Source organism: Rudaea sp. (assembly GCF_047601565.1).
GTDB lineage: Bacteria > Pseudomonadota > Gammaproteobacteria > Xanthomonadales > Rhodanobacteraceae > Rudaea.
This window is the reverse complement of sequence record NZ_JASGIY010000001.1, coordinates 1,541,007-1,566,328: the sequence shown is the minus strand read 5'-3', so window position 1 is coordinate 1,566,328 and position 25,322 is coordinate 1,541,007. Positions and strand designations below refer to the sequence as shown.

Here is a 25,322-nt window from a genome sequence, read left to right as displayed (position 1 = left end):
GCAGGTTGGATCGGCCCCGCATCCGTGCAAGGCTTTTCCCATCGCCCTGCGGCACCCACCCCGTTCGGCATCCTGCCTCACCCTCAGCCCGCTGTCGCGGGCTTCGACCCGGTGGGAGAAGGAAAGCAACGCGCCGTCTCGACTTTCCAACTTCGATTCTTCCATACCCCAGCATGCGCGTCGAATTGCCCGAACCTTCCGCCGACGAGCGCGCGCACAGCGAGCGCCTTGCGGCGCTGATCCGCGCGGAAATCGCGCAGGCCGGCGGCGCGCTCGATTTCGCGCGCCACATGGAACTCGCGCTGTATGCGCCGGGACTCGGCTACTACAGCGCCGGCGCGACCAAGTTCGGCGCTGCCGGCGATTTCGTCACCGCGCCGGAACTCGGCTTCGTCTTCGCGCGCTGCCTCGCGCGCGCGCTCGCGCCCGAACTCGAAGGCGGCGCCGCCGATCGTGGACGCGAGGTCGTCGAACTCGGCCCCGGCAGCGGCTCGCTCGCCGCAGAGCTGTTGCTCGAACTCGAACGTCTCGACGCATTGCCGGCGCGCTACCGCCTGCTCGAACGCAGCGCCGATCTGCGCGCGCGCCAGCGCGAGACCCTGCAAGCGCGATGCACGCATCTGTTCGATCGGATCGACTGGCTCGACGCGCCGCCGGCGGCGTCGTGGCAGGGCGTACTCGTCGCCAACGAAGTGATCGACGCGCTGCCGGTGCGCGCATTCGCGCTGCGCGAGGAAGGATTGTTTGCGCGTTGCGTCGGAGTCGATGAGCGAGGCGGATTTCTCTGGATCGAGCGCCCTGCGGATGCGCAACTGAGCACGGCCGTCGAACAAATCAAAGCCCTCTCCCCCAACAGCTTCATCGTTGGGGGAGAGGGTTGGGTGAGGGGGCGCTCTGCCTACTGTTCCGAAGTCTGCACCCTGCTCTCGCCGTGGCTGGCCGAAGTGACGCGCACGCTCGAGCGCGGCAGCGCCTGGTTCATCGACTACGGCTACGCGCACGGCGAGTACTACGCTCCAGCGCGCTCTGCCGGCACGCTGCGCTGCCATTGGCGCCATCGCGCGCACGACGATCCGCTGATCCTGCCCGGCTTGCAGGACATCACGGCCTGGGTCGATTTCGACGCGCTCGCGTGCGCAGGCGAGGCAGCGGGATTGACCGTCGCCGCGCATGCGACGCAGGCGCAATTCCTGATCGAGAACGGACTCGACGAAGTGTTCGCGCGGGCCCACTCGCAGGCCGGCGGCGAAGCCGCGCGCTATGCGCTCGCGCAGCAGATCAAGCGGCTGACCTTGCCAAGTGAGATGGGCGAACGGTTTCGCGTCATGAAGCTGGCGCGCAAAGACGGCGCCGCCGGCTGACCCCCTTTTCCGCATTTGCCGGTCCCGCAAAGACGCCTTGCGCCGGGCCGATGTCGCTACGCCCAGCGCGGATCCTGCTTCAAACCGAAGCGTGCCCGCCAGTCGATCATGGAAAGCTGCGCGAGGGAGATCGCATATGCCAGGGCGACGCCGGCGCTCACCGCGCCCATCCTGTTCGCCGGGAACAGATGCCAGACGGAAAGGACGAATACGATGCGCAGGCCGAGATGGACGAAGCCGACCGGATGCCCGAGCGTCCAGGAAAACACAATCCAGTGCAGGGCGAAGGCGATCCCGACCGTGAGCGGAAAAAGCGTGGGCGCGTAGAGCCAGACCGGAATGTGGATGGCCCAGGTCGCCAGCGCCATCACGCGCGCCTTGGCGGAGAGGTCGAACAGCGGGTTGTCCGCGCGCGAGCGCATCTCCTCGCCGCGAAGGCGGCCGAGCAGAAGTCCGACGGGCAGGATGGCCCAGAAGCAGATCGTGAGGACGAGGTTGTGCAGGCGGGCGTCGACGAACAGGCTGGCGACGGCCGCCGCCGTGTAGACGATCATGCCCGTGAGCGGAAGGGCCAGTGACCCTTTGCGGCGCACGATGAAGTCCTTCTGCATTTCTTCGAAAGTCATGCGTCCGTCCGGTTTGTGCTTGGGAAAGGTCGCGGCGATTATATCGGATCGGCCGCGCGCTCTACGCGACGCCGTAGGCAGATCCGCTCGCCGCGTCGGCGGATCGGCATCGCGTCATCGCGGGATCGCGCTGACCGCTTCGATGCGCGCCTTGCGCATCGCCTCGCCGATCGCCGGGCCGTGCAGGCCGCGCTCGACGAATTCCTTCGCGCCGATTGCGCTCGCCGCAGCAAACGCGCGGCGCAGGTGGTCGGCCTGCGGATAAGCGGATTCACTTTGCCCGAGGCGCCCGCGCTTGTCGGCTTCGCAGACGGTCAGAAATGATTCGACGCGCTCGGGCCGGCGGAACGCGTCGAGCTGTTCGAACAGGCCGAGTACGGTCGCGGGTCTCAGTTCGAGCGCGGTGTGCGCGAGCAGGTGCAGCTTGCAGACGAGTAGCGCGAGTGCGGCGTACTCGGCGGGGACCTTGTAGCGCGTGCTGACGGTTTCGACCGGCGCGAGGCCGCGATGCTCGTGGCCGACGTGCCGCGGCAGCACGTCCTTCGGCGTCAGCGCCTTGCCGAGATCGTGCACGAGCGCGCAATAGCCGACCAGCGTGTCGCCCGGCGCGATACGTGCGGCCATGTCGACGACCATTTCGGTATGGACGCCGCTGTCGATTTCGGGATGAAACTCGGCGCGCTGCGGCACGCCGTAGAGCGCGTCGATCTCGGCAAACAGCACGCGCAGCGCGCCGCATTCGCGCAGCGCGCGCACGAACGCGCTCGGCGTCTTCTCGGCCAGCGCCTTTTGCGTCTCGGCCCAGACGCGCTCTGGCACGAGATGATCGACCTCGCCGTCGGCGACCATGCCGCGCATCAGCGCGAGCGTTTCTTCGGCGATGCGGAAGCCGCGATCGGCATAGCGCGCGGCAAAGCGCGCCACGCGCAGCACGCGCACCGGATCCTCGGCGAACGCGGGCGAGACGTGACGCAGGACCTTCGCTTCGAGGTCGCGCACGCCGCCGAACGGATCGATCAACGTGCCGTGCTCGTCCTCGGCGATCGCGTTAATAGTCAGATCGCGCCGGCGCAAGTCGTCTTCGAGCGTCACGCCGGGATCGGTGTGAAACGCAAAAGCGTGATAGCCGCGTCCGGTCTTGCGCTCGGTGCGCGCGAGCGCGTATTCCTCGTGCGTCTGCGGATGCAGGAACACGGGGAAATCCTTGCCGACCGGCTTGTAGCCGGCGTGCAGCATTTCCTCCGGCGTGGCGCCGACGACGACGTAGTCGCGGTCCTTCACCGCGATGCCGAGCAGGCGATCGCGCACGGCCCCGCCGACGAGATAGGTCTTCATGCGCGCATTATGCCTTGCTTGCCTTCTCCCACCGGGAGAAGGTGCCCGAAGGGCGGATGAGGGAAAAGCGCTTCGACTTGCAAAAGTAGCGTAGAAGTCACGAGGCTCTTCCCTCATCCGGCGCTCCGCGCCACCTTCTCCCGGTGGGAGAAGGGAAGAAGATCAATTCGTCGCGATCTTTGCGGGCAAGACCGGACACGTCACCGCCTTGCGCGCGGCCTTGTCGCCCGGCGGCTCGTAGGCCTGCCCGATGCGCGGCAGGCGCGAGGAGATCGGCAGCGTCGAGCCGTTGAGGCGCCAGTCGTAGATCACGCTGAAGGCGAGCACGCGCGAGACGTATTCGCGCGTTTCCTTGTACGGGATCGTTTCGATGAAGAAATCCGGATCGAGCGTATCGCGCGCGGCCACCCATTTGTCGACCGCCGCGGGCCCGGCGTTGTAGGCGGCGCTGCCGAGCCACGGGCTGCCGTCGAAGCGCGCAGCGACTTCGCCGAGATAGAGCGTGCCGAGTTTGGTGTTCGTGTCCGCATCGAACAGGTCGCTGGCGCCGCCGTAATCGATGCCGTTGGCCTTGGCGACGCGCGCCGCGGTGCCGGGCAGCAGTTGCATCAGGCCATAGGCGTTGGCGCCGGATTTCGCGTCGGTGGTCCACGCGCTCTCGGCGCGGATGATCGCGTAGGCCCAGGCGGGTTCGACGCCACCGTCTTTCGCGTCGCGCAGCAGTTCGTCCTTGCGCGCCAGCGGGAAGCGCAAAGTATACAAACGCATGTCCTCGCCCTGGTTGAAGGCGTAAACGGGGCGGTCGATCCAGCCCTGCTTCGCGGCGAGCGCGATCGCCGCACGGCGCTGGTTCGCATCAAGGCCACCCTGGGCGAAATCCCATTCGCGGCGCGCTTCGGCGAGACGATCGATCGCGAAGAACTCGAATGCGCGGGCGAGGTTTTTGTCGCGCAGCGCGGCGGCTTGCGCGGTGGCATCGGAGGGCAGTTCGGTGCTGCAGATCGTATAGCCGGCGTCGATCTGGTCGGCGGCGAGAAAGCCGAAGAAATTCGCCTCACCGGAGAGCGTGCGGAACAGCGCAGCCGCTTCGTCCTTGCGCCCGAGCTTGGCGAGCACGCGAGCGCGCAGGTAGCGCCAGCGCGCGTCGTCGCGCTGCGGCGACGGCATGGCGTCGAGCGCGGCCAGCGTGGCCTTGAAGTCGCCCGCGGCCAGCGCCGAGCGCACGCGCCATTCGCGCGTGGCGTCGTCGGCGAACTCGGCGGGCAGCGCGGTCAGGCGAGCGAGCGCGTCGGACGAATAGCTCGACGCACGGTACAGCGCGATCGCGCGCAGCGCGCGGCCCTGCTGGTCCTTGTCGAAATGGAATTGCGCGCGCAGCGCATCCCAGTTCGCCGCAGCCGCATCGGCGTCGCGCTTGGCCAAGCGTTCAACGGCGATGACGGCCGCGTCGCGCGATCGCGGCGTGTCGGGCCAGCCGATCGCCTGCTTGAGCGCGGCGGCCGGATCGCGCAGGGCGAGCGCGATGTGTTCGGCGGCGGTCTTGTCCGCGCCGGCGAGCTGGGTCGCGAGCGCGGCGACGACGCCGGCGTGCGCGGCTTTGGTCGAGGCGAGGTCGATGCGCTGCCAGATCAGCGCCGGCGTCAGTTTGCCTTCGCTGCGCGCCCAGCTCGCCGCAGCGTCGCATGCATCGGGCATATCGCCCGCGCTGAGCCAGATCGACTCGAAATCCCGGGCGAAATCGATCTTCTGGCCGAGCGCGAGCTTCCCCTGCAATGCGTTGCAGCGCAGCTCGCGGTTCTTCGTGCCATCGTCGTAGATCGCAAGATAGCTCTTCCAGTCCTGCCGCTTCGCGAGTTCCGGCAGGAACGCCTCGCGCAGCAGCGTCGCCGGCAGCGAATCCGGCCATGCCTCGAGAAACGCCTCGGCCTCTTCGGGTTTCGCGTCCTTGATGCGCCGCTGCAGCGAAGCGAGGCCGAGGTAGGGATACAGCGGATAGGTTTCGAGGCCGGCGGCGAGCTTGATCCAGCTTTCGGTCGGATCGCGCTTGGCCAGTTCCCACACGACGGGAAATTGCTCGCGCTGGCGCGTCAGTCCCGTGCCGTCGGCATGTGCAACGGCGGCGATGGAAAGAACGGCCGCGAGCAACGGGCGGACGAACGTCTTCATCGCGCACCCGATTGCGCGCGGGACAGGCGCAGCGGCGCCGGCAGCAGGATTTCCGCAGCCAGCGGCAGGTGGTCGGAAACGATGTGCGGCAGGGTATACAAATTCTCTATTTCCATTCTTTCCGAAACGAGGATGTGGTCGATCGCGCGGCGCGGGCGCCAGCTCGGGAACGTCGGCGGCGGCGCGTCGTGCGCCGGAACGAGGCCGGTGCGGCGCAGCAGCCGCGACATCCCGGCGCTGTCGAGCGCGCAGTTGAAATCGCCCATCAGCACCACGTGCGGGCTGGACCAGATCAGGTCGGCAATGAAATCGAGCTGGCGCGCGCGCGCCTGCGCGCCGAGCGAGAGGTGGACGACGACGATGATCAATTCCTCGCCGCCGAGGTCGAAACGCACCCACATCGCGCCGCGGCCGGGGATGCGGCTCGGCAGCGCGTAGTCGCGCACCTCGGCCGGCCTGAGCCGCGCGAGCAGGCCGTTGCTCGACGCGGCGAACTGCGCGATCTTGCGGTTCGGCTGATGGCTCCAGTATGGGAAACCCGCGCCTTCGGCGAGATATTCGGTCTGGTTGAGAAAGCCCGAACGCAGCGAACCGGCGTCCGCTTCCTGCAGGCCGACGACGTCGAAGTCCGCCAGCAACGCGGCCAGGCTGTCGAGGTTCGCGCGTTTGCTGCGCACCGGCAGCACCTGCTTCCAGCCTTCGGTGACGTAGTGGCGGTACTTGCGCACGCTGCCGCCGGCCAGAATATTGCAACTCAGCAGGCGCAGGCGCGAGCCGGCAACGGATTTCTCGGCGAGGTGGTCGGCGATGGCGGACACGTTGCGAGCCTACGGCGCAGGCATGAGGACCGCAAGCAGGCTCCTGGCCTTCGACCCGCGAAAAGCGGGTTCTTGGATCGAATCCCTACTTCGCACTTTCCTGCTTGACCAGCATCAGCGCGATGTCGAGCGCCTCGTTCGGGCCGATGTGCCTTTCGGCGCTCATCTCGACGCGGTATTTGCCGTTGACCACGAGCGTCGGCGTCGAGGTAACGCCGTAGTTCTTGACGAGATCGTTGCCGTTCGCGATCTTGCTGTCGGTGACGAAGGAGTTGGCGGTGGCGAGGAACGATTTCGGATCGGCGCCGTAGTTCGCGTAGAAGCCGGCCAGCGATTCGATCGAATACAGCGGCTGGTGCTGCGTGTGCAGCGCCTCGAACAGCGCGGCGTGGGTCTTGTCGAGCAGGCCGAGCGAGCGAGCGGTGTAGAACGCGCGGGCGAACGGCTCCCACTGCGGATTGAACACGGCCGGCACGAGCACGATCTGCGCGTTCGCCGGCAGTTGCGCCTTCAGTCGTTCCATCACCGGCTGGAAGTGCGCGCAGTGCGGGCAGGCGTAGGAGAACACCTCGGCGACTTCGACCTTGTCGCCGGTCGTGGTCGGCACGCGCGGGTCGATGAGGAAATAGTCGGCGCCGAGCTGCCAGTCGCGCGCGGGCGCGGCGGCAGGCGCGGATGTCGCGGCAGCCGTTGCGGAGTTCGCGGGGGCGGCGGCGGTCGCCGCCTTGTCGCCGGTGCAGGCGGAAACCGCAAATGCGGCAAGGAACAGGGTGGCGAGGCGCTTGAACATGGCGGCTCCGGGCGGGGCGTACGGGAATGCGGCGCAGGATTATTTGCCGCCCGCGGCGAGCTGGATCAGATAGAGCGTGAGCGGCACGACCTTGTCCTCGCCGCCCGCCGAGTTCGGGTTGAAACGATATTTGCCGCCGACGACGATGGTCGGCGTCGATTCCGTCTGCGTCGCCTTGAGGAAGGCGTCGGCGCGCTTCATCTTCGCGTTGATCGCGAACGAGTTCGCCGTGGCGACGAAATCCTCGGCCTTGACGCCGTAATGCTCGGCATACCATTTCGCCGCGTCCTCGAGCGAGGGCAGCGGCTTCTTCAGCGTGCGGCCGTCGGGATTCATCGTCGCGAGCGGGGCGTTGGGCTTCCACACCGCGTCGAACATCGCATCGTGCGACTTGTCGGCGATGCCGAGCGCCTGCGCGGCAAGATAGGCGCGCTGGAACATCGGCCAGTCTTCGTTCGCGTTGAACGATGCCGGCACGTAGCGCATCACCGCGTTGGCGGGCAGCGCCTTCCTGAGCTTGTCGATCGCCGGATAGAAGAAATTGCAGGCCGGGCAGCCGTAGGAGAATACCTCGGCGACCTCGACCTTGCCGTCGTCCGATTCGCTCGGTACCGCGGGCTCGACGAGGAAGTAGTGCGTGCCCTCCTTCCAGGGCGCGGGGCCCGCGAGGGCCTGGGCCTGGACGGCGAGCGGCGCCAGGAGCGCGGCGGCGAACGTGCTGATCAAGAGACGCGCGAACATGAAAATTCCTTTGCAGCAACACGAAAACGGCACCGCCGACAGGGACCTGCGGTGCGACGGATTACTGACGCTTGCCGGCGCGGAAAGTTTCCATGTTGGGATGACTTCCGACTTACGCCGGACAAGTCACTTGGCGATTTCCGCCGCCTTCGCCGTCACGGCGTGCAGGCCTTCGATGTAGCTCGCGAGCGCGGTGATGTCGGCATCGGTCAGCGGCTTGGCCACCGTGGTCATGATCTTGGCGTGCTCGTCGTAACTGAAGCCCTGGCCGTCACGGAACGCCTTGAGCTTGGCCGCGGTGTAGTCGGCGTATTGGCCGGCGAGCTGCGGGTAGACCGCACCCGGATTGCCGCGGCCGTCCGGGCCGTGGCAGGCCATACAGGCCGGCGTATGGGTGTCGGCGCTGCCGCCGCGGTACAGCGCTTGGCCGCGCGCGACGAGCGCCGTGTCGGCGACGCCGGGCAGCGAGACCTTGCTTGCGTAGAACGCGCCGATGTCGTGCATGTCCTGCGCGCTGAGGTTGGCGATGAAGCCCATCATCACCGCGTTCTGGCGCTTGCCGCTCTTCATCAGGTCGACCTGGCGCGCGGTGTAGGCTTCGTTCTGGCCGGCCAGCTTCGGATACTGCGAGGAGGCCGGATTGCCGTCCGCGCCGTGGCAGGCGCCGCAGGTGGCGGCCTTGGCGGCGCCGGCGGTGGTGTCGCCCACGATGGGTTTGTCTACGGCCTGCGCCAGGCCCGCGCCGAAGAGGACCGCCATGCCCATCACGTACCGAAAGCTCATACCGTTCACTCCGAGAGAATCGCAACGTCTGCCGCCGGGCAGCCATTCGCACGCCGGCTGCGGCACAATCGGCAAATTATCTCAGCCGCGCTTGGCAACGGTCAAACCCGCCGGAACCGACCCGATGAAACACAATCCCTTCCGCAGCGCCGCTTTTCTCACGAGCGCCGCCGAACCGCGCAGGCTGCCCGCCGATACGGGCACCGAGATCGCGTTCGCCGGGCGCTCCAACGCGGGCAAGTCGAGCGCGCTCAACGCGATCTGCAACCAGTCGGGCCTGGCGCGCACCTCGAAGACGCCGGGGCGCACCCAACTCCTCAACGTCTTCGTCCTCGACGGCGGCCGCCGCCTGATCGATCTGCCCGGCTACGGCTACGCGAAGGTACCCGAGGCGATGCGCGAGCAATGGCGGCGCGCGATCGACACCTACCTGCGCGAGCGCGAATCGCTGCGCGGCGTGGTGCTCATCGTCGATGTGCGCCATCCGCTCAAGGAGTTCGACCGCCAGATGCTCGCCTACTGCCGCGACATCGGCCTCGCCTGCCACGTACTGCTGACCAAGGCCGACAAGCTCGCCCGCGGCGAGGCGGCCCGCACGCTCGCGCTGGTGCGCAACGAAATCGCGGCGGCCGGTTTCGATGCGAGCGTACAGTTGTTCTCTGCGCAGGCGAAAACCGGACTCGACGAGGCGCGCGGCGCACTGGCGGCGCTACTGTCACAATCTTGATACGCCGCGGCGTCAGTTTGTTGCGGCCATCGGGGTCTTTTGATCCGGGGCTTCGCCCCTATTTGTTTTTGCGATCATCCTTGATCGCGGAATCAAAAGGCGGCCATCCTTGGCCGCACTTCTCGAATTGTCCATCCAACGCACGCGAACCTCATGTCCGGACCCAGCGCGGTAGAAGACATCCCGATCGAACGCCGCGAGCAGCTCGTGGGCTATATCGCCTCCGGCGCACGCGCGCCGGAGGCATGGCGCATCGGCACCGAGCACGAGAAGTTCGGCTTCCGCCTCGACGATCTGCGCCCGCCGACCTACGAGGGCGAACGCGGCATCGGCAAACTGCTTCACGGACTGACGCGCTTCGGCTGGACCCCGATCAGCGAGACTGTGGACGGCGCGACCAACGTGATCGCGCTCGCGCGCGGCGACGGCTCGATCACGCTCGAACCCGCCGGCCAGCTCGAACTCTCGGGCGGCCAGTTGCGCACGATCCACGAGACCTGCGAGGAAGTCACCGGCCATCTGCGCGAGGTCAAGGCCGTCGCCGACGAATTGCAGCTCGGTTTCCTCGGCATGGGTTTCCAGCCGAAATGGCGGCGCGAGGACATGCCGTGGATGCCGAAAGGCCGCTACCGCATCATGCGCGATTACATGCCCAAGGTCGGCAAGCTCGGCCTCGACATGATGACGCGCACCTGCACGGTGCAGGTCAACCTCGACTTCGCGAACGAAGCGGACATGGTGAAGAAGTTCCGCGTCTCGCTCGCGCTGCAGCCGGTCGCGACCGCGCTGTTCGCCGACTCGCCGTTCACCGAGGGCCAGCCGAACGGATACTTGAGCTACCGCTCGCACATCTGGACCGACACCGACGCGGACCGCACCGGCATGCTCGACTTCGTCTTCGAGGACGGCTTCGGCTACGAGCGCTACGTCGATTACCTGCTCGACGTGCCGATGTATTTCAGCTACCGCGACGGCAAGTACGTCGACCTCGCCGGCAAGTCGTTCAAGAAATTCCTGGCCGGTGACCTGGCCGAATTGCCCGGCGCCAAGCCGACGATGAAGGACTGGGCCGATCACATGACCACGGCCTTCCCCGAGGTGCGGCTGAAGAAGTATCTGGAGATGCGCGGCGCCGACGGCGGTCGCTGGAGCCGCTTGTGCGCACTGCCCGCATTCTGGGTCGGCCTGCTCTACGACCAGACCGCGCTCGACGCCGCGTGGGATCTGGTCAAGGATTTCAGCATGGCCGAACGCCACGCGCTGCGCGACGGCGTGCCGAAGCACGCGCTGAAACTGCCGTTCCGCAACGGCAGCGTGCGCGATCTTGCGCGCGAGACGCTGAAGATTTCCGGCAACGGCCTCGCCCGCCGCGCCCATCTCAATGCGACCGGCGCGAGCGAAGCCGTCTTCATCGAGCCGCTGATCGAATATGTCGAGGCGAACCAGACTCCGGCCGAGCGCAAGCTCGAACTGTTCCATGGGCCGTGGCAGGGCAGCGTGGATCCGGTGTTCCGCGAATTCGCCTATTGAGCGAACGATTGGTCCGTTCAGAAAATTTCGCCGACGCAGCAACGCAGGCTGCCGCCGGCTTTTTCGATTTCGTCGAGCGGCACGACGCCGATCGCGAATCCCCATTCGGCGAGCGCCTTGCGTTGTTCCGGCGTCAATGACGATGCCGCGCGCGCACTCATCCACGCGCGCCCGGGCGACAGCGTGATGGCGTTGCCGGCGTAATCGCATTTTTGTCCGGGCGTGAGCACGATGGCGCGTCCCGCGTAGGCCTGGGCGATCGCATCCGGCACCGCCGCATCGGCGAAGCCGTCCGGCGCGAGGATCACCGCGCGGCCGGCCAGCGCGGCCAGCACGACATTGGTGTGGTATTCGCCTTCGGCGAGATCGAAGGCGAAGGTCAGGCGCAGGCCGAAGGCCGCGTGCATCGCGCGCGCGCCGGCCAGGTCGCAACGCTCGCTCAAGCCGCAGTAGCCGATGCGGCGCGCATGGTCGATGACGAGCGATCCGGTCAGTTCGGCGACGCAGTCCTCGCGCAGGGAAAGGTCGGTTTCCGCATAGCCGAGCGTGTCGCGGAAGAATCCGCGAATGTCGGAGCGCGCCGCTTCGCGCTGGCGCACCGGATGGCGCATGCGGCCGATAATCGACCGGCCCGGTGCGGTCGCGAACACGTTGTTCGGGAACATGGCGTCGGGCGTGGTCGGATCGCCGGGAAACGTGATCACGGGGACGTCCGCGCGAAGCGCTTGTGCGAGCACTGCGTGCTGGGCGAGGGCGCGCACGCCGTCGAAGCCCTGTTCCATGCGCATGTAGCGATTGTCGCGCGCGGATTCCGCGGCAAGCTCGGCGGCGGCGGGCGCGACGAGAAAGGCCGCCTTCGCTGTCGCGCGCGCGGTCGGGTGCGGCAGCAGTTGCGCGAAAGCCGCGAGGAATTCCGTGGGAGATGTGGTCAGCATGAACCTCGGGTTCCGCGGGCTATGTTCACGGCTTGCGCTTCGCCGACGCTTCTTTCAGTCCGCGCACTTCGAGCAGCGGCTCGACGCTCGGATCGCGGCCGCGCCAGGCGCGGTAGAGCGCGTCGGTTTCCTCGGTGCCGCCGCGCGAGAGCACCATGTCGCGGAAGCGCTGGCCGTTCTCGCGGTTCATGCCGCCGTGCTCCTTGAACCAGTAGAACGCGTCGTCGCGCAGCACGGCGGTCCACAGGTAGGCGTAGTAACCCGCGGCGTATCCGTTGCTCCAGATGTGGGCGAAGTAGCTGGTGCGGTAGCGCGGCGGCACGAGCGCGTAGTCGACGTCGTAGCGGCGCAGCGCGCTGCGTTCGAACGCGTCGACGTTGTCGACGATGGTCATCGAGCGCGGCAGCGTGTGCCAAGCCATGTCGAGCAGGGAAGCTTCAAGCTGCTCGGTCGTGGCGAAACCCTGGCCGTAGGTGCCAACCTCCCTGATCTTGTCGACGAGCACGGCCGGCATCGGCTCGCCGGTTTTGTAGTGTTTGGCGTAGTTGGCGAACACGCTCGGCTCGTCGGCCCAGTGTTCGTTGAACTGCGAAGGGAATTCGACGAAGTCGCGCGGCACGCTGGTGCCGCCGAGCAGCGGGTACTTCACGTTCGAGAACATCGCGTGCAGTGCATGGCCGAACTCGTGAAACATCGTGATCACGTCGTCGTGGCTGATCAGCGCGTGCTGGCCCGGCGCCGGCTTGGTGAAGTTGCAGGTGTTGGTGACGACGGGCTTCTGCCCGAGCAATCCCGATTGGCCGACGAACGAGGTGGACCACGCGCCGCCGGCCTTGTTGTCGCGCTTGAAGTAGTCGGCGTAGAACAGCGCGAGCGAGGAGCCGTCATGGTCGAACACCTCGAACACGCGCACGTCGCGCTGGTAGACCGGGATGTCGTGGCGTTCCTTGAACGTGAGGCCGTAGAGCTGGTTCGCGGCGAAGAACACGCCGTTCTGCAGCACGTTGTCGAGTTCGAAGTATTGCTTGACCTCCTCCGAATCGATCTGGAAACGGCTCTTGCGCACCTGCTCAGCGTAGTACTGCCAGTCCCACGGGCGCAGCGCGCCGCCTTCGGATCGAGCGCTCGGCGAGTAGTACTGCAGGTCCCAGGGCCTGAATTGGATGCCGTCCTTCTTCGCGAGCCTTTCCATCTCGCGCGCCTCGCCCTTCGCCTTGGCGATGGCGGCCAGCGCCATGTCGGTCATCAGCTCGATCGCGCGGTCGGGCGTCTTCGCCATCTGGTCGTCGAGCACGTAGGCGGCCCAGGTGTCGTAGCCGAGCAGCCGGGCCTTCTCGGCGCGCAATTCGGCGATGCGCGTGATCGTCGCGCGCGTGTCGTTGTCGTCGCGCAGTTCGGCGCGTGCGATCGAGGCGGTGAAGAGTTTTTCGCGCGTGTCGCGTCTCTGCAGCGAGGCGAGCGCGGGCTGCTGCGTGGTGTTCTGCAGCGGGATGACGTACTTGTCCGGCGTCATGCGCGCGCGCCCGGCTTCGAGCGCGGCGGCGAGATCGGCGTCGCTCAGGCCGGCCAGATCGCCTTTGTCGTCCGCGACGAGCGCGCCCGCCTTGGTCGCCGCGAGCAGCTTGCTGCGGAATTGCGCGGCGAGCGAGGACAGTTCCTTGTTGTGGCCGCGCAGCACTTCCTGGTCGCCGGCCGGGAGTTCCGCGCCGGCGCGCACGAACAAGCGGTAGTAACGCTCGGTCAAGCGCAGCGACTCGGCATCGAGGCCGAGGCTGTCGCGCTTGTCGTAGACCGATTTCACCCGTGCGAACAGCTTCGGGTTGAGGTAGATCGCATCTTGGTGCGCGGCGAGCTTCGGCGCTTCCTCCTTCTGCACGCGCTGCAGGATGTCGTCCGTGTTCGCCTGGGTCAGCGCGGAGAACACGCGGTTTACCCGCGTCAGCAGCGCGCCGCTCTTCTCCAGCGCGACCAGCGTGTTCTCGAACGTCGCCGGCGCCTTGTCGTTGGCGATGCGCTCGACTTCGGCGAGTTGGCGGCGCATGCCTTCCTCGAGCGCCGGTTGGAAATCGCCGTCGCGGATCCGATCGAACGGCGGGGCCTCGAACGGCAGCGTGCTCGGCTCGGCGAACGGATTGCCCGGTAGCGGGTCGGTGATCTCGCTCTTGGCGGCGGTTTCCTTCTCCGCGCCCACGGGTTCGGTCGGCGTCGTCGAGCAGGACGACGCCAGCACGACGGCCGTGACGACGAGAATCGGTCGGATACGCAACATGGACTGCCTCCTGCAAACCATCGTGCCGCAAAGCGGCGCGATGGAGTGGACTTGTCGATCGAAGTCTACTTTGACCTGGCCGTCTTCGCAGCTTTCAGCCCGCGCACTTCGAGCAGAGGCTCGACGCTCGGGTCGCGGCCGCGGAACGCGCGGTAGAGTTCGTCGGCCGGCTCGGTGCCGCCGCGCGAGAGGACCATGTCGCGGAAACGCTGACCGTTCGCGCGGGTCATGCCGCCGTGCTCCTTGAACCAGTAGAACGCGTCGTCGCGCAGCACCGCGGTCCACAGGTAGGCATAGTAACCGGCCGAGTAGCCGCCGCCCCAGATATGGGCAAAATAGCTCGTGCGGTAGCGCGGCGGCACCAGCGCGTAGTCGACGTGGTAGCGCTTGAGCGCCTGCGCTTCGAACGGGTCGACGTCCTGCTTGGCCTTGTCCGCGGGCAGGCTATGCCAGGCCTGGTCGAGCAGCGCCGCGCCGAGATATTCGGTCGTCGCGAAGCCCTGGCCGTAGGTGCCGGCTTTCTTGATCTTCTCCACGAGCGTCGCCGGCATCGGCGCGCCGGTCTGGTAGTGCTTGGCGTAGTTGGCGAATACCGAGGGCTCGTCGGCCCAGTGTTCATTGAACTGCGAAGGGAACTCGACGAAGTCGCGCGGCACGTTGGTGCCGGCGAGGTAGGGGTACTTCACGTTCGAGAACAGGCCGTGCAGCGCATGGCCGAACTCGTGGAACATCGTGATCACGTCATCGTGGCTGATCAACGCGGGCTGGCCCGGCGCCGGTTTGGTGAAGTTGCAGACGTTGAACACGACCGGATGCGTGCCGAGCAGCGTGTTCTGGTCGACGAAGCTGTCCATCCACGCGCCGCCGGACTTGTTGTCGCGCTTGAAGTAGTCGGCATAGAACAGCGCCATCGAGGAGCCGTCCTTGTCGAACACTTCGAACACGCGCACGTCGGACTGGTAGACCGGCAGGTCGTGGCGTTCCTTGAACGTGAGGCCATAGAGCTGGTTCGCGGCGAAGAACACGCCGTTCTTCAGCACGTTGTCGAGCTCGAAATACTGTTTGATCTCGTTCTGGTCGAGCTCGTACTTCTCCTTGCGCACCTGCTCGGAATAGAACTGCCAGTCCCACGGCGCGAGTTTGAAACCGCCCTTCTGCTTGTCGACGAGCGCCTGCATGCCGCGCGCCTCGTCCTTGGCCTTGGCCACCGCGGCGGGCACGATGCCGGTCATCAGCTTGATCGCGTTCTGCGGCGTCTTCGCCATCTGGTCGGCGAGGCTGTAGTCGGCATAGGTCTTGAAGCCGAGCAGGTTGGCCTTCTGCACGCGCAGTTCGGCGAGACGCTCGATCGTCGCGCGCGTGTCGTTCGCGTCGCCCTGTTCGGCACGGTCGATCGAGGCCTTGAACAACCGCTCGCGCGTCTTGCGGTCGGTCAGCGATTCATGCGCGGGCTGCTGCGTGGTGTTCTGCAGCGCGATCACGTACTTGCCGTCAAGCTTGCGTGCCTTGCCCGCTTCGAGCGCCGCGGCGAGGTCGCCGTCGCTGAAGCCGGCGAGCTGCGACTTGTCGTCGATCACGAGCGCACCGTCCTTGGTCGCGGCGAGCAGCTTCTGCTGGAACGCGGTCTGCAGCGAGGATTCTTCCTTGTTGAGGTCCTTGAGCTTGGCCTGGTCGGTCGCCGTCAGCTCCGCGCCCGCGCGCACGAAGGCGAGATGGTAGCGGTCGAGCAGGCGTGCGGATTCGGCGTCGAGACCGAGCGAGGCGCGCTCGGCGTAAAGCTTCTTCACGCGCGCGTAGAGCTTGGCGTTGAGGAAGATCGCATCCTGGTGCGCGGCGAGCTTCGGCGCGTAATCCTCCTGGATCTTCTGGATCTCGTCGTCCGTATTCGCCTGTGCCAGCGCGAAGAACACCTTCGACACACGCGTCAACACCGCGCCGGTGCGCTCGAGCGCGACGATCGTGTTGTCGAAGGTCGGTGCGTCGGCCTGGTTCGCGATGCTGTCGACTTCGGCGAGCTGCTGCTTCATGCCCTCGTCGAAGGCGGGCGCGTAGTCGGCATCGTGGATCTTGTCGAACGGCGGCGCCTGGTATTGCAGCGCGCTGGCGGCGAAGAACGGGTTGACCGCTTTCGCGGCTTCGGCGGCTTTGGCCGGTTCGGTGGTCTTGTGCGGCGTTTGCGCGCAGGCGGCGAGAGTGATGCTCATGGCGAGAACGATCGGTCGGAGTCGAAGCATGGTGGAATGTCTCCGGACAAGGTGGCGATGAAGGGAAAAATACGCGCGCACGCGCGCTTCGAACGCGCAGCGTAGCGATGGTGCGGTATGGCTGGCATGTGCCGTTTGGCCTACGGACTCGTCATGTCGGCGAAGCTGACATTCGATTTATCTTTTGCACTGCCTACGCCGCGCTCACATCGCGCAGCGTCCAGTTCGACCCGATCAGCAATCCGAGCCGGTGCTTGAGCACCGCATGCGGCAACAAAGTCGTGATCTTCGCATCGCAGTGCAGGTCGGATTGATGCGCCTCGACCGTGGCCTGCGCGTCGCTCGCGCCGAGCAGCGGATCGACGGCGTCGGGATCGGGCTGCATCGAGCGCCAGCGCTCCCACAGGGTCGGCTCGCGCAGCGCGGCCTGCAGTTGCGCGGCGAAGCTTTCGGCGGAGTGGCCGCTGTAGGACAGCGAAGGAACCTGCCCGCGCGCTTTCGCGAGATCGGGCACGACGATGAAGAACGTCTGCTTCGAATTCGGCATGGGCAGATCCTGAGTGGCGAAGGCCCGAGTTTATCAGTTCGGCTGCACATTCCCGGCGCGCGCATGCGGCCGGGACGCGAGTGCCAGCGCCGCGCCGATCATCGCGGCAAGGCAGGTCCAGCCGAGAAAGCGCAGATCGGCCCCCGGGGCGATCAATGGCAGCGGCGCGGCGTAGGCGAGACCGCTCGCGAGTACGGCGATCGCGGCCTGCGCATTCGCGCGTATGCGCCAGCACCAGGCGAGCACGAGTGCAGCGAAGCCAAACGCAAGGTAGGGCCACGGCGCGAGCAATGCCGTGTCGCGCAGCGCTTCGGCGTAGCGAATGCTCGCACCGTGCAAGATCGAATGATTCGGCGTTACGGCAGGATTGTCGGCGAACTGCAATTCGTCATCGACGTAGATCAACTCGTGTGGTCACTCGCGCGGCTTGTTGCCGAACAGTGCGCGCGTAACGCGCCAGCGATGCGCGGCGTAGGAAACCGGATGCTCGACGATCGCGGCCAGCCATGCTTTGCGCAATTTCGAAGCCGCCCGTTCACGGGGCGGAAAAAACGGTCCGATCACGCGGCCCTGGGTTGCGGTGAAGATGGGTACGCTGACGTAGGGTACATAAGCCGTGCGCGGGTCATCGACGGTCAGTTCGGGTTTGCGAGTCTCTGGCGGAAACAGTACCTCGTTCGCGTCCAGCGAGATCGCGGCGAGGTCCCACATCGCCGGATTCGACCACAGCGTGAAGTATCGCTGCGCGGACCATGCGCTCAGCTCGCTGACCGACTGGAGGCCGAGAGCGCATGCGGCGACTGCGACGATCATGGTGACTCGTTTGCGCATGGGCGGAACCGCCCACGATCGCAGGCCCAGCCAAACGGCATAGGCTGCCAACGGCAACAGAGCCGGTAGCCCGTTGTGGCGCAAAGTCGCCGCGAACACGAGCACAAGCCAGAACATGGCGAGCCATCCCGTGCCGTGCGTATCGCGCCAGCGCAACAGTGCGCCGACGGCGAATGCGAGCGCTGCCAGAAGCATCACGTCGGTCCACACGTGCGCGATCAGCACGAAGACGACCGGCGCGAAGGCGGTCGCGATCAAGAACGTGAATCGTCCCGCCAAACCGCATTCAAGTGCGCGCGCGACCAGAACAAAGCGAGTTGGATCAAGAACAAAACCCCCGGCCCGCTCCAGAACTTGTCGGCCAGCCACCACATCCAGCGCAGGCCGGTACCGTAGATGTTCGTGCTCGGCGCGGCGCGCGCCTGCGACCAGATCACCGCGCTGTCGAGCGACATCGCGCCGGGGTAGTAGCACGCGACGAAGAACACGAAGCCGAGCAGCGCGACCGCTGTCAGAGGCCACCATGATTCCCGCCGGCCGGGTGCGGAAGACATGCGCTTAGCCGAGAAGCCGATCGCAAGCGGCGTCGAGGTGCGCGGCGAGCGTCGCCGGGCCGGCAGCGGCACGGTACGGCAGCACGCCGAGACACGGCGCATCGAGGCGTTCGCGCAGCGTCGCGAGATTGTCCTCGCGCCGCGCCATCTGCGCGTCCACGCAACTGCCGATCCAGCCGATCAGTTCCGCGCCGTCGGCGCGAATCGCGCGCGCGGTCAGCAGCGCATGGTTGAGGCAACCCAGGCGCAGGCCGACGACGAGGATCACCGGCAATTGCAATCCACGCGCAATATCCGCCTGCATCAAGCGCGGGCCGAACGGCGCCATCCAGCCGCCGACGCCTTCGACGACGAGAAATTGCGCGTTTGCGGACAATGCGGCAAATGCGGCTTCGATGCGTGCCGGATTGATTGCGACGCCCGCATCGGCCGCGGCGAGGTGCGGTGCGATCGGGTCGGCGAAGGCGTAGGGATTGACGTCCGCGTAGGCCGGCGCGCCCGCGCTGTGCGCGATCAGCAGTTCGGCATCGGCATTGCGCAGACCTGCCGGAGTGTGCTCGCAGCCGCTCGCGACCGGTTTCATCCCGACCGCGCGCACACCATGCGCATTGAGCGCGGCGAGCAATGTCGCCGCGGCGAGGCTCTTGCCGGCGCCGGTGTCGGTGCCGGTGACGTAGATCGCGCGCGTCACGGGCCGGATGCCCGCAGACGCGCGAACTGGCGACGGTAGTGGCGGCCGCAAATCGCGCCGGTCACGACGTTGAGCGCGTAGACGATGCCCGGTATGGAATACTCGAGTACGTCGTTGAACGGCAGCCAGCGTGCCAAGGCGATCGAAAGCAGGCTGATCGCGACATGCCCCGACCAATCCGTTCGACGCATGCGCGTGAACAGGCGTTCGCCGGCGTCGAGCCCGATCCGGTCGGCGAGGCGCAGCGCATGCGCATAGAGCAGGATGAAAACGGTGCCGATCGCAGCGAAGCCGACGCCGAACACGGTATACGCCGTGCGCAACTCGTCGACGGACTGCAGCGCGGCGACGCTGCCGTCGGACAGCCAGCCGCCGCTCCAGCCCATCAGCGCCTGCGCGAACAGCATGCGCATCGGATAGACGAAGATCAGCACGATGAAAACCAGGGCTAGGCTCAGGCCCATGCCGATGCCGTCCTCGATGTCGTAGTAGCGGCTCCAGTTGCGATGCGTAAGCCAGATGCGCGAAATCAGCACGAAGCACACGGCGAACGTCGGCAGACCGCGCAGCGCCTGCATCATCTCCGGCACCGAGGCGGGCACGTGGCCGACCGCGATCACGACGAGGGTGACCGCGAACGCGAACGAGGCGTCGACGAAGCCTTCCAGCCGTGTCGGCTGCTGGCGGCGTATGCGCATCGCGTCGTGGAGAGTGCTGGGCATGCGAGCGGTCGTTGCAGGCTGTCGCGCAGCATAGAAGGATCGGCACGCGAAGCAAAGACGGCGCTGGAGTAGAATGCGTGTATTCCACTCGCCAACGAAATCATGTCCACCGCCGCCGCACTCCAATCCGACAGCAAGCCCGGGCAGTACGCCGAGCTCGCCGAACAGGCGCACGGCCTGCTGCACGGCGAGCGCGACCGCATCGCGAATGCGGCGAACTTCGCCGCGCTCGTCTACAACGCATTGCCTTCGCTCAACTGGGCGGGATTCTATTTCTTCGACGGCAGCGAACTCGTGGTCGGCCCGTTCCAGGGCAAGCCGGCGTGCGTGCGCATCGCGCTCGACAAGGGCGTGTGCGGCGCAGCGGCATCGAGCCGGCGGACGCAGGTCGTGCGCGACGTGAACGCGTTCCCGGGCCACATCGCCTGCGACGCGGCATCGCGTTCGGAAATCGTCGTGCCGCTGGTCGCCGACGGCGAACTGCTCGGCGTGTTCGACGTCGACAGCCCGGAACCCGCGCGCTTCGACGAAGACGACCGCAGCGGCATGGAACAATTGGTAAAAATATACTTGCAATCGCTGCGCGGCGATTGACGCATCGGGACGACTGATGGCAGCGAGAGACACGGCAGGAAAGATCCGCAACGTCGGCCCGAAATCGGCGGCCTGGCTGCGCCAGGTCGGCGTGCGCACGCAAGACGACCTCGTGCGTCTCGGCGCGGTCGAGGCGTTCATGAAGGTCAAGCGCGCCGGCTTCCGACCGAGCCTGAACCTGCTCTACGCGCTCGAAGGCGCGCTGGCCGACTGCCATTGGGCCGATCTGCCCGAGGAGCGCAAGGCCGCGTTGCTGACCGGCGCGGAAGCGGCCGAAGCGGCCAATCCGATCAAGACGCGCTGGCAGAAGCAGGCCGATCGCAGTGCGGCCGTTGCGCAGGCGAGCGGCAACTCATCCGACGAAGGCAATGGATCGCCGCACGGGTTCCCCGACGACGCCGACGGCGCCGCTGCACATGCCGACAAAGACAGCGCCGCCAATCGTTTCGAATAGCGGCGCCGTCCGTTGCCATCAGTCCGCCGCCGGCAACAACGCAATGGCCTGGCGCACATAAGCCATCATCTTCGGATCGATGCCGGTACGCTGCTGCATCGCCTGCGGTTCTTGCTCGAACATCGTGTTGAGCGAACGCTGGATGCCCGCATCGCCGCCGGTGAATTCGCGCAGAAGCGAACGCCAGCGCCGCGCAAGCGCTTGCACTTCCTCGCTGGCCGGGTCCTTGCCCAACGCCAGCGCCGCCTGCATGCCTGCGATCACCTCCGGCCAGGCCTGCTCGACTTCGCGGATGCGGACGGATCCGATGTCCTCGCCGCGCTGTTTGACTTGGGCGAGTTGTTCTTGGGTCAGATATTTTTCCATGATGGTCGATGCCTCGATGCTTTGCAGTAGGGTATCGGCGTCTATCGCGTGCCCGCGACCCGCTGCGTCCGCCACCGATTCGAGACGGACGAGCAGGTCGCTCTGGCGCGCGACCGCCTCCCGCAGGCGGACGACTTGCCTGCGCAGTGCCGCCGCGAACGACGGTGCGTCCGCGGCAAGGCACTCGCGCGTTTCGGTCAGCGAAAAACCGAGCGTCTTCAGCGCGAGAACGTGCTGCAGGCGCTTCAGTTCCGCCGCGCCGTATAACCGATAGCCCTTGTCGCTGCGTCGCGCGGGCGCCAGCAAACCCTGCGCTTCGTAGTGATGCAGGGTGCGAACGCTGACGCCGGTGCGGCGGGCGATCTGGGCGACGGTGTAGGTTTTCATGGCGCGTGCGGATAGCGGGTAATGGAATCGTCCGGCCTCACGCAACGTGAGGGTCAAGCGATTTCTTTATCTCGGGCTCACGGCAGCATGCGCGCGCGCATCCTCGCGCCAGCGCGGCGTGGCGCGGATACGCGGTAGCGCCTCGGCGACGGAGTTGACGAGCGACCACATCTGCAGGTGCTCGTCGTTCATGAAACGTTCGGCGACGACCTGCTGAATGAACGCCTGCAGCGGCGCGTAGAAGTCACGCAGGTTGAGCAGCACGATCGGGTTGAAGTAGATGCCCAGACGCTTGAGCGTGATCGCCTCGAACAATTCTTCGAGCGTGCCCGAGCCGCCGGGTAGCGCGATCACGGCATCCGAACCCGTGAGCAGCCTGTGCTTGCGCTCGCGCATGTCCTCGACGACTTCGAGGTTGGCGATGCCCGGATGCTGCCACTCCACCTCGGTCATGAAGCGCGGGATGACGCCGATCACTTCGCCGCCGGTCGCGAGCGCGCCGTCGGCGAGCGCGCCCATGAGGCCGACCGCACCGCCCCCATAGACGATCTGGCAATTCTCGCGTGCGAGCGTGGCGCCGAGTTCGCGCGCGCCATCGAGATAGACCGGATCGCAGTAGCGGCTCGAGGCGGCGTAGACACAGATGCGCATGATCGAATTCCAAAAAACGGAATTCTACCGCCCCATCGCGGCGGCCTGGATCGGGAAACGGCAGCCTGAAGCGCTAGCGCGCGCCGCGCCCGAACAGCACGACTTCGATCGTCTGGATGAAGATCATCATGTCGAAGCGCAAACTGTGGTTCTTCACGTAGAACAGGTCGTAGGTGAGCTTCATCGACGCGTCTTCTTCGCTCGATCCGTACGGATAACGCAATTGCGCCCACCCGGTCAGGCCTGGTTTCACGGAATGGCGCAAGGAATAGTAGCTGATCTTGCCGTTGAGACCATCGACGAACTCGGGGCGCTCCGGGCGCGGGCCGATGAAGCTCATCTCGCCGCACAGCACGTTCCAGAGCTGCGGCAGTTCGTCGAGCCGCACCTTGCGGATGAAGCGTCCGACGCGCGTTACCCGGTCGTCATTGGTCGAGGCCCAGCGCGCTATACCGTCGCGCTCGGCGTCGGTGCGCATGCTGCGGAACTTGATCAGACTGAATGTGCGCCCGTGTTCGCCGACGCGGCGCTGCCGGTAAAGAATCGGCTGGCCTGGGCCGGATTCCAGCCGGATCGCGAGCGCAACCAACAACATGAACGGCCACGTCAGCGCCAGCACGACCATCGCGCTGGCGATGTCGAAGGCGCGCTTGGTTGCCTTGCGCAGCAGGGTGGCGTGGAAACCTTCGGAAAACACCAGCCACGAAGGCGACACGGCGAGGTTGATCAGGCCGGATTCGCGCTCGAGGAAACGCCCGACCTCGGTCACCTCGATGCCATTGTGCTTGCACTCGAGCAATTGCGTCATGGACAGCACGCCGCGGCGGTCGTCCGGACCGACGACGATTTCAGCGATATCGTTTTGCAAGGCCCATTGAAACAGGGGTATGTCGATCGAAAGCACCTGATTCCGAGGCACACAAACCGGATCATTGCCGATCGGGATGTAACCGATCAGGTTGAGCGTACGGCGACTGGATGGATCGCTGAGCCAGCGATGCACCGGGGTGGCGCATTGGCCCGCACCCAACACCACGACGCGACGCCGGAGCATGTCGCCATCGATCATGCTCAGGAACCAGACGCGGAACGTGCATATGAGCGGCAGACCGAACAGCAGCGACGGGCCGACCACGCTACGGCCGACGTAAGTCTGCGGAACGGCATAATAGACAACCACGAGCAGGATGCCGCCGATTGCGAAACCCACCGCCTGGCGCAGCAACACGCCCGATGCGGATTCGCGAACGTGCGGCTGATACAGTCCGAGCGCCGCCATGCCGACCATGAGACAGAGCGCGAAAACCGCGCTGCGCAGCAGCATGCCATGGGAGAAAAGCGCGTACACCTCAGGCTCGTAGAAGTAGCGCAGGTACATCGACACATGCATGCCCAGCATGAGCAGGCAACATTCACTCGCGGCAAGCACGAGCAGCCAACGCGATATTTGTTGGCGAAGGAAACGAAGCATACGATCTACTCCCTCAGTATCCCTTTGAGAAGCGCACCGATCATTACGCAATCCACAAGGAAAAACTGACACAGCACGGACCGGGACGCTGCGCCTACCTCGTCGACACGGGGGGAGATTTGGGGCAAGTGCGCGACAACCGCCCGCCCCAGCCCATTGCGCCGTGCAATGGCTGTTTCGTGGATGGTCTGCACATGTCGCGGAGACGGTTGCACCGCGTTTACGGACCAGATTCCCCCTGAGCCGTGTCCGCACTCTAGCATATTTCGTGATAGTGTGAAATAGTTCAAAAGACGGAGTTCCGATGCGGAACGGGTCGGAAACCTCCAATCACCGGCTATCGTGTCTTGCGCAGAGGGCAGACGGGTTCGAGACCGGTCTCGTCGCAGCGATGTTCGGGCAGCCGTCTCACAGACGAAACGGCAAAGTACGAAAAATTCTTCTTGTTTTCACGAGTTTGGCATATGGCTAGCGTGCCGTTGGCGCCCCTCGATACGGTGCGTGTGGCAATCATCGGTCTGGGTTACGTGGGGCTGCCGCTGGCCGTCGCATTCGGGCGACGCCGCGACGTGGCCGGCTTCGACATCAACGTCGCACGCGTCGCCGAGTTGCGCGAAGGCCGCGACCATACGCTCGAGGTATCGGCGGACGAACTGAAGGCTGCGGCAAAGCTGCATTTCAGCCACGATCCGGCCGACCTCGCCGGTCGGGATGCCTTCATCATCACCGTGCCGACCCCGATCGACGAATTCAAGCGACCGGACCTGCGGCCGCTCGAATCCGCAAGCCTGACCGTGGGCCGGGCGATCCGCCCGGGCGGCGTCGCGATCTTCGAATCGACCGTCTACCCCGGGGCGACCGAAGAAATCTGCGTGCCGATCATCGAGCGCGCCTCGGGCCTGCGCCACAATGTGGATTTCTATACCGGATACAGTCCCGAGCGCATCAATCCGGGCGACAAGACGCACCGGCTCGAAAGCATCGTCAAGATCACCTCCGGATCGACGCCGGCGGCCGCGGAATTCGTCGATGCGCTGTACCGCGAGATCGTGCAGGCCGGCACTCACCGCACCTCGAGCATTCGCGTCGCCGAGATGGCCAAGGTGATCGAAAACACCCAACGCGACGTGAACATCGCCCTGATCAACGAATTCGCGCTGATCAGCCAGCGCCTCGGCATCGACACGCTCGAAGTGCTGCAAGCGGCGGGGACGAAGTGGAACTTCCTGCCGTTCCGCCCCGGTCTCGTCGGCGGCCATTGCATCGGCGTCGATCCCTATTACCTCACGCACAAGGCGCAGCAGCTCGGCTACCACCCCGAGGTCATCCTTTCGGGACGGCGCATCAACGACAGCATGGGCTCGCACGTCGCCCAGCGCGCGATCAAGCTGATGACCCAGCGGCGCATCCAGGTCGCGGATGCGAATGTCCTCGTCCTCGGCCTGGCGTTCAAGGAAAACTGCCCCGATCTGCGCAACACGCGCGTGATCGACCTGATCGACGAATTCAGGGCCTACGATACGCACGTCGACGTGTATGATCCTTGGGTCGACCCCGGCGAAGCACGCCATGAATACGGCCTTGGCCTCGCGACGAGTCTGGCGCAGGGCAAGTACGATGCGGTCATTCTCGCGGTCGCGCACCGGCAGTTCATCGAAATGGGCGCCGCGCGGATACGCGCGCTCGCCAAACCGGGCGGCGTGCTGTTCGATGTCAAGCACGCGTTGCCGAAGGACGAGGTGGACGACCGTCTGTAAGCCGGACTGCGG

Annotated in this window: 25 protein-coding genes; 6 read left to right on the top strand and 19 right to left on the bottom strand. The window is 66.0% G+C overall.

All coding sequences use genetic code 11. The features are described from left to right. Positions 1-173 precede the first annotated feature (173 nt). Positions 174-1,361 (top strand): class I SAM-dependent methyltransferase, encoded by a 1,188-nt coding sequence (locus QM741_RS06730; protein ID WP_415206954.1) that lies wholly within the window; start codon positions 174-176, stop codon positions 1,359-1,361. Between the two features lie 56 nt (positions 1,362-1,417). Here the strand turns inward: QM741_RS06730 and QM741_RS06725 are convergent, their stop codons facing one another. The 7 genes from QM741_RS06725 to QM741_RS06695 all read right to left on the bottom strand — a co-directional run bounded on the left by QM741_RS06725 (position 1,418) and on the right by QM741_RS06695 (position 8,620). Continuing rightward, complete coding sequence (locus tag QM741_RS06725) at positions 1,418-1,987, bottom strand: DUF7010 family protein (protein WP_415206953.1); 570 nt, start codon at positions 1,985-1,987, stop codon at positions 1,418-1,420. Positions 1,988-2,101: 114 nt separating this feature from the next. Next, on the bottom strand, positions 2,102-3,322 hold the full coding sequence (locus QM741_RS06720) for a multifunctional CCA addition/repair protein (protein WP_415206952.1): 1,221 nt from the start codon (positions 3,320-3,322) through the stop codon (positions 2,102-2,104). A gap of 162 nt (positions 3,323-3,484) precedes the next feature. Then, entirely contained in the window at positions 3,485-5,488 is a 2,004-nt protein-coding gene (locus QM741_RS06715) for a transglycosylase SLT domain-containing protein (protein ID WP_415206951.1), read from the bottom strand. Then, positions 5,485-6,306: an endonuclease/exonuclease/phosphatase family protein gene (locus tag QM741_RS06710; RefSeq protein ID WP_415206950.1), complete on the bottom strand. Its 822-nt coding sequence runs from the start codon at positions 6,304-6,306 to the stop codon at positions 5,485-5,487. The genes QM741_RS06715 and QM741_RS06710 overlap by 4 nt, the downstream gene beginning before the upstream one ends. Positions 6,307-6,391: 85 nt before the next feature. Then, positions 6,392-7,096, bottom strand: coding sequence for a thiol:disulfide interchange protein DsbA/DsbL (locus QM741_RS06705; protein ID WP_415206949.1), 705 nt, complete (start codon positions 7,094-7,096; stop codon positions 6,392-6,394). A gap of 39 nt (positions 7,097-7,135) precedes the next feature. Continuing rightward, entirely contained in the window at positions 7,136-7,837 is a 702-nt protein-coding gene (locus tag QM741_RS06700) for a thiol:disulfide interchange protein DsbA/DsbL (protein WP_415206948.1), read from the bottom strand. A gap of 126 nt (positions 7,838-7,963) precedes the next feature. After that, on the bottom strand, positions 7,964-8,620 hold the full coding sequence (locus QM741_RS06695) for a c-type cytochrome (RefSeq protein WP_415206947.1): 657 nt from the start codon (positions 8,618-8,620) through the stop codon (positions 7,964-7,966). Between the two features lie 124 nt (positions 8,621-8,744). On the opposite strand from QM741_RS06695, the gene yihA reads away from it, so the two are divergent. Both yihA and QM741_RS06685 read left to right on the top strand, forming a co-directional pair. Further along, positions 8,745-9,347, top strand: coding sequence for a ribosome biogenesis GTP-binding protein YihA/YsxC (yihA, locus tag QM741_RS06690; RefSeq protein ID WP_415206946.1), 603 nt, complete (start codon positions 8,745-8,747; stop codon positions 9,345-9,347). Between the two features lie 153 nt (positions 9,348-9,500). Further along, the gene (locus tag QM741_RS06685) at positions 9,501-10,877 is read left to right on the top strand and encodes a glutamate--cysteine ligase (protein WP_415206945.1); all 1,377 of its coding nucleotides are present in this window, start codon (positions 9,501-9,503) and stop codon (positions 10,875-10,877) included. Between the two features lie 17 nt (positions 10,878-10,894). On the opposite strand, the gene QM741_RS06680 is transcribed toward QM741_RS06685, so the two are convergent. From QM741_RS06680 to QM741_RS06640, 9 genes are all read right to left on the bottom strand, one after another. Next, positions 10,895-11,812 carry an arginine deiminase-related protein gene (locus tag QM741_RS06680; protein WP_415206944.1) on the bottom strand — a complete coding sequence of 306 codons (918 nt, stop codon included), beginning with the start codon at positions 11,810-11,812 and terminating at the stop codon, positions 10,895-10,897. A 25-nt stretch (positions 11,813-11,837) separates the two neighbouring features. Beyond that, positions 11,838-14,081 carry a M3 family metallopeptidase gene (locus QM741_RS06675; protein WP_415206943.1) on the bottom strand — a complete coding sequence of 748 codons (2,244 nt, stop codon included), beginning with the start codon at positions 14,079-14,081 and terminating at the stop codon, positions 11,838-11,840. 65 nt (positions 14,082-14,146) lie between these two features. Continuing rightward, on the bottom strand, positions 14,147-16,315 hold the full coding sequence (dcp, locus tag QM741_RS06670) for a peptidyl-dipeptidase Dcp (RefSeq protein WP_415206942.1): 2,169 nt from the start codon (positions 16,313-16,315) through the stop codon (positions 14,147-14,149). 163 nt (positions 16,316-16,478) lie between these two features. After that, positions 16,479-16,832, bottom strand: a complete 354-nt coding sequence (locus tag QM741_RS06665; protein ID WP_415206941.1) for a hypothetical protein — start codon at positions 16,830-16,832, stop codon at positions 16,479-16,481. Between the two features lie 33 nt (positions 16,833-16,865). Next, positions 16,866-17,237, bottom strand: a complete 372-nt coding sequence (locus QM741_RS06660; RefSeq protein WP_415206940.1) for a hypothetical protein — start codon at positions 17,235-17,237, stop codon at positions 16,866-16,868. Between the two features lie 9 nt (positions 17,238-17,246). Then, entirely contained in the window at positions 17,247-17,888 is a 642-nt protein-coding gene (locus QM741_RS06655; protein ID WP_415206939.1) for a hypothetical protein, read from the bottom strand. Positions 17,889-17,917: 29 nt separating this feature from the next. Further along, positions 17,918-18,217, bottom strand: coding sequence for a hypothetical protein (locus QM741_RS06650; RefSeq protein ID WP_415206938.1), 300 nt, complete (start codon positions 18,215-18,217; stop codon positions 17,918-17,920). 4 nt (positions 18,218-18,221) lie between these two features. Further along, positions 18,222-18,908, bottom strand: coding sequence for a dethiobiotin synthase (gene bioD, locus QM741_RS06645; protein WP_415206937.1), 687 nt, complete (start codon positions 18,906-18,908; stop codon positions 18,222-18,224). Then, entirely contained in the window at positions 18,905-19,630 is a 726-nt protein-coding gene (locus tag QM741_RS06640) for a TMEM175 family protein (protein ID WP_415206936.1), read from the bottom strand. Before QM741_RS06640 ends, bioD begins: the two co-directional genes overlap by 4 nt. A 102-nt stretch (positions 19,631-19,732) precedes the next feature. On the opposite strand from QM741_RS06640, the gene QM741_RS06635 reads away from it, so the two are divergent. Both QM741_RS06635 and QM741_RS06630 read left to right on the top strand, forming a co-directional pair. Then, positions 19,733-20,224 (top strand): GAF domain-containing protein, encoded by a 492-nt coding sequence (locus QM741_RS06635; protein WP_415206935.1) that lies wholly within the window; start codon positions 19,733-19,735, stop codon positions 20,222-20,224. Between the two features lie 16 nt (positions 20,225-20,240). Further along, positions 20,241-20,678 carry a TfoX/Sxy family protein gene (locus QM741_RS06630; protein ID WP_415206934.1) on the top strand — a complete coding sequence of 146 codons (438 nt, stop codon included), beginning with the start codon at positions 20,241-20,243 and terminating at the stop codon, positions 20,676-20,678. A gap of 18 nt (positions 20,679-20,696) precedes the next feature. Here QM741_RS06630 and QM741_RS06625 read toward each other — a convergent pair whose 3' ends face one another. The 3 genes from QM741_RS06625 to QM741_RS06615 form a co-directional block, all read right to left on the bottom strand. Beyond that, positions 20,697-21,431, bottom strand: a complete 735-nt coding sequence (locus tag QM741_RS06625) for a MerR family transcriptional regulator (protein ID WP_415206933.1) — start codon at positions 21,429-21,431, stop codon at positions 20,697-20,699. Positions 21,432-21,497: 66 nt separating this feature from the next. Continuing rightward, positions 21,498-22,082, bottom strand: a complete 585-nt coding sequence (locus QM741_RS06620) for a TIGR00730 family Rossman fold protein (RefSeq protein ID WP_415206932.1) — start codon at positions 22,080-22,082, stop codon at positions 21,498-21,500. A 73-nt stretch (positions 22,083-22,155) separates the two neighbouring features. Further along, entirely contained in the window at positions 22,156-23,625 is a 1,470-nt protein-coding gene (locus QM741_RS06615; protein WP_415206931.1) for a TIGR03013 family XrtA/PEP-CTERM system glycosyltransferase, read from the bottom strand. Positions 23,626-24,017: 392 nt separating this feature from the next. Between QM741_RS06615 and QM741_RS06610 the strand changes: the two genes are divergently transcribed. Beyond that, the gene (locus QM741_RS06610) at positions 24,018-25,310 is read left to right on the top strand and encodes a nucleotide sugar dehydrogenase (RefSeq protein ID WP_415206930.1); all 1,293 of its coding nucleotides are present in this window, start codon (positions 24,018-24,020) and stop codon (positions 25,308-25,310) included. Positions 25,311-25,322: the final 12 nt, after the last annotated feature.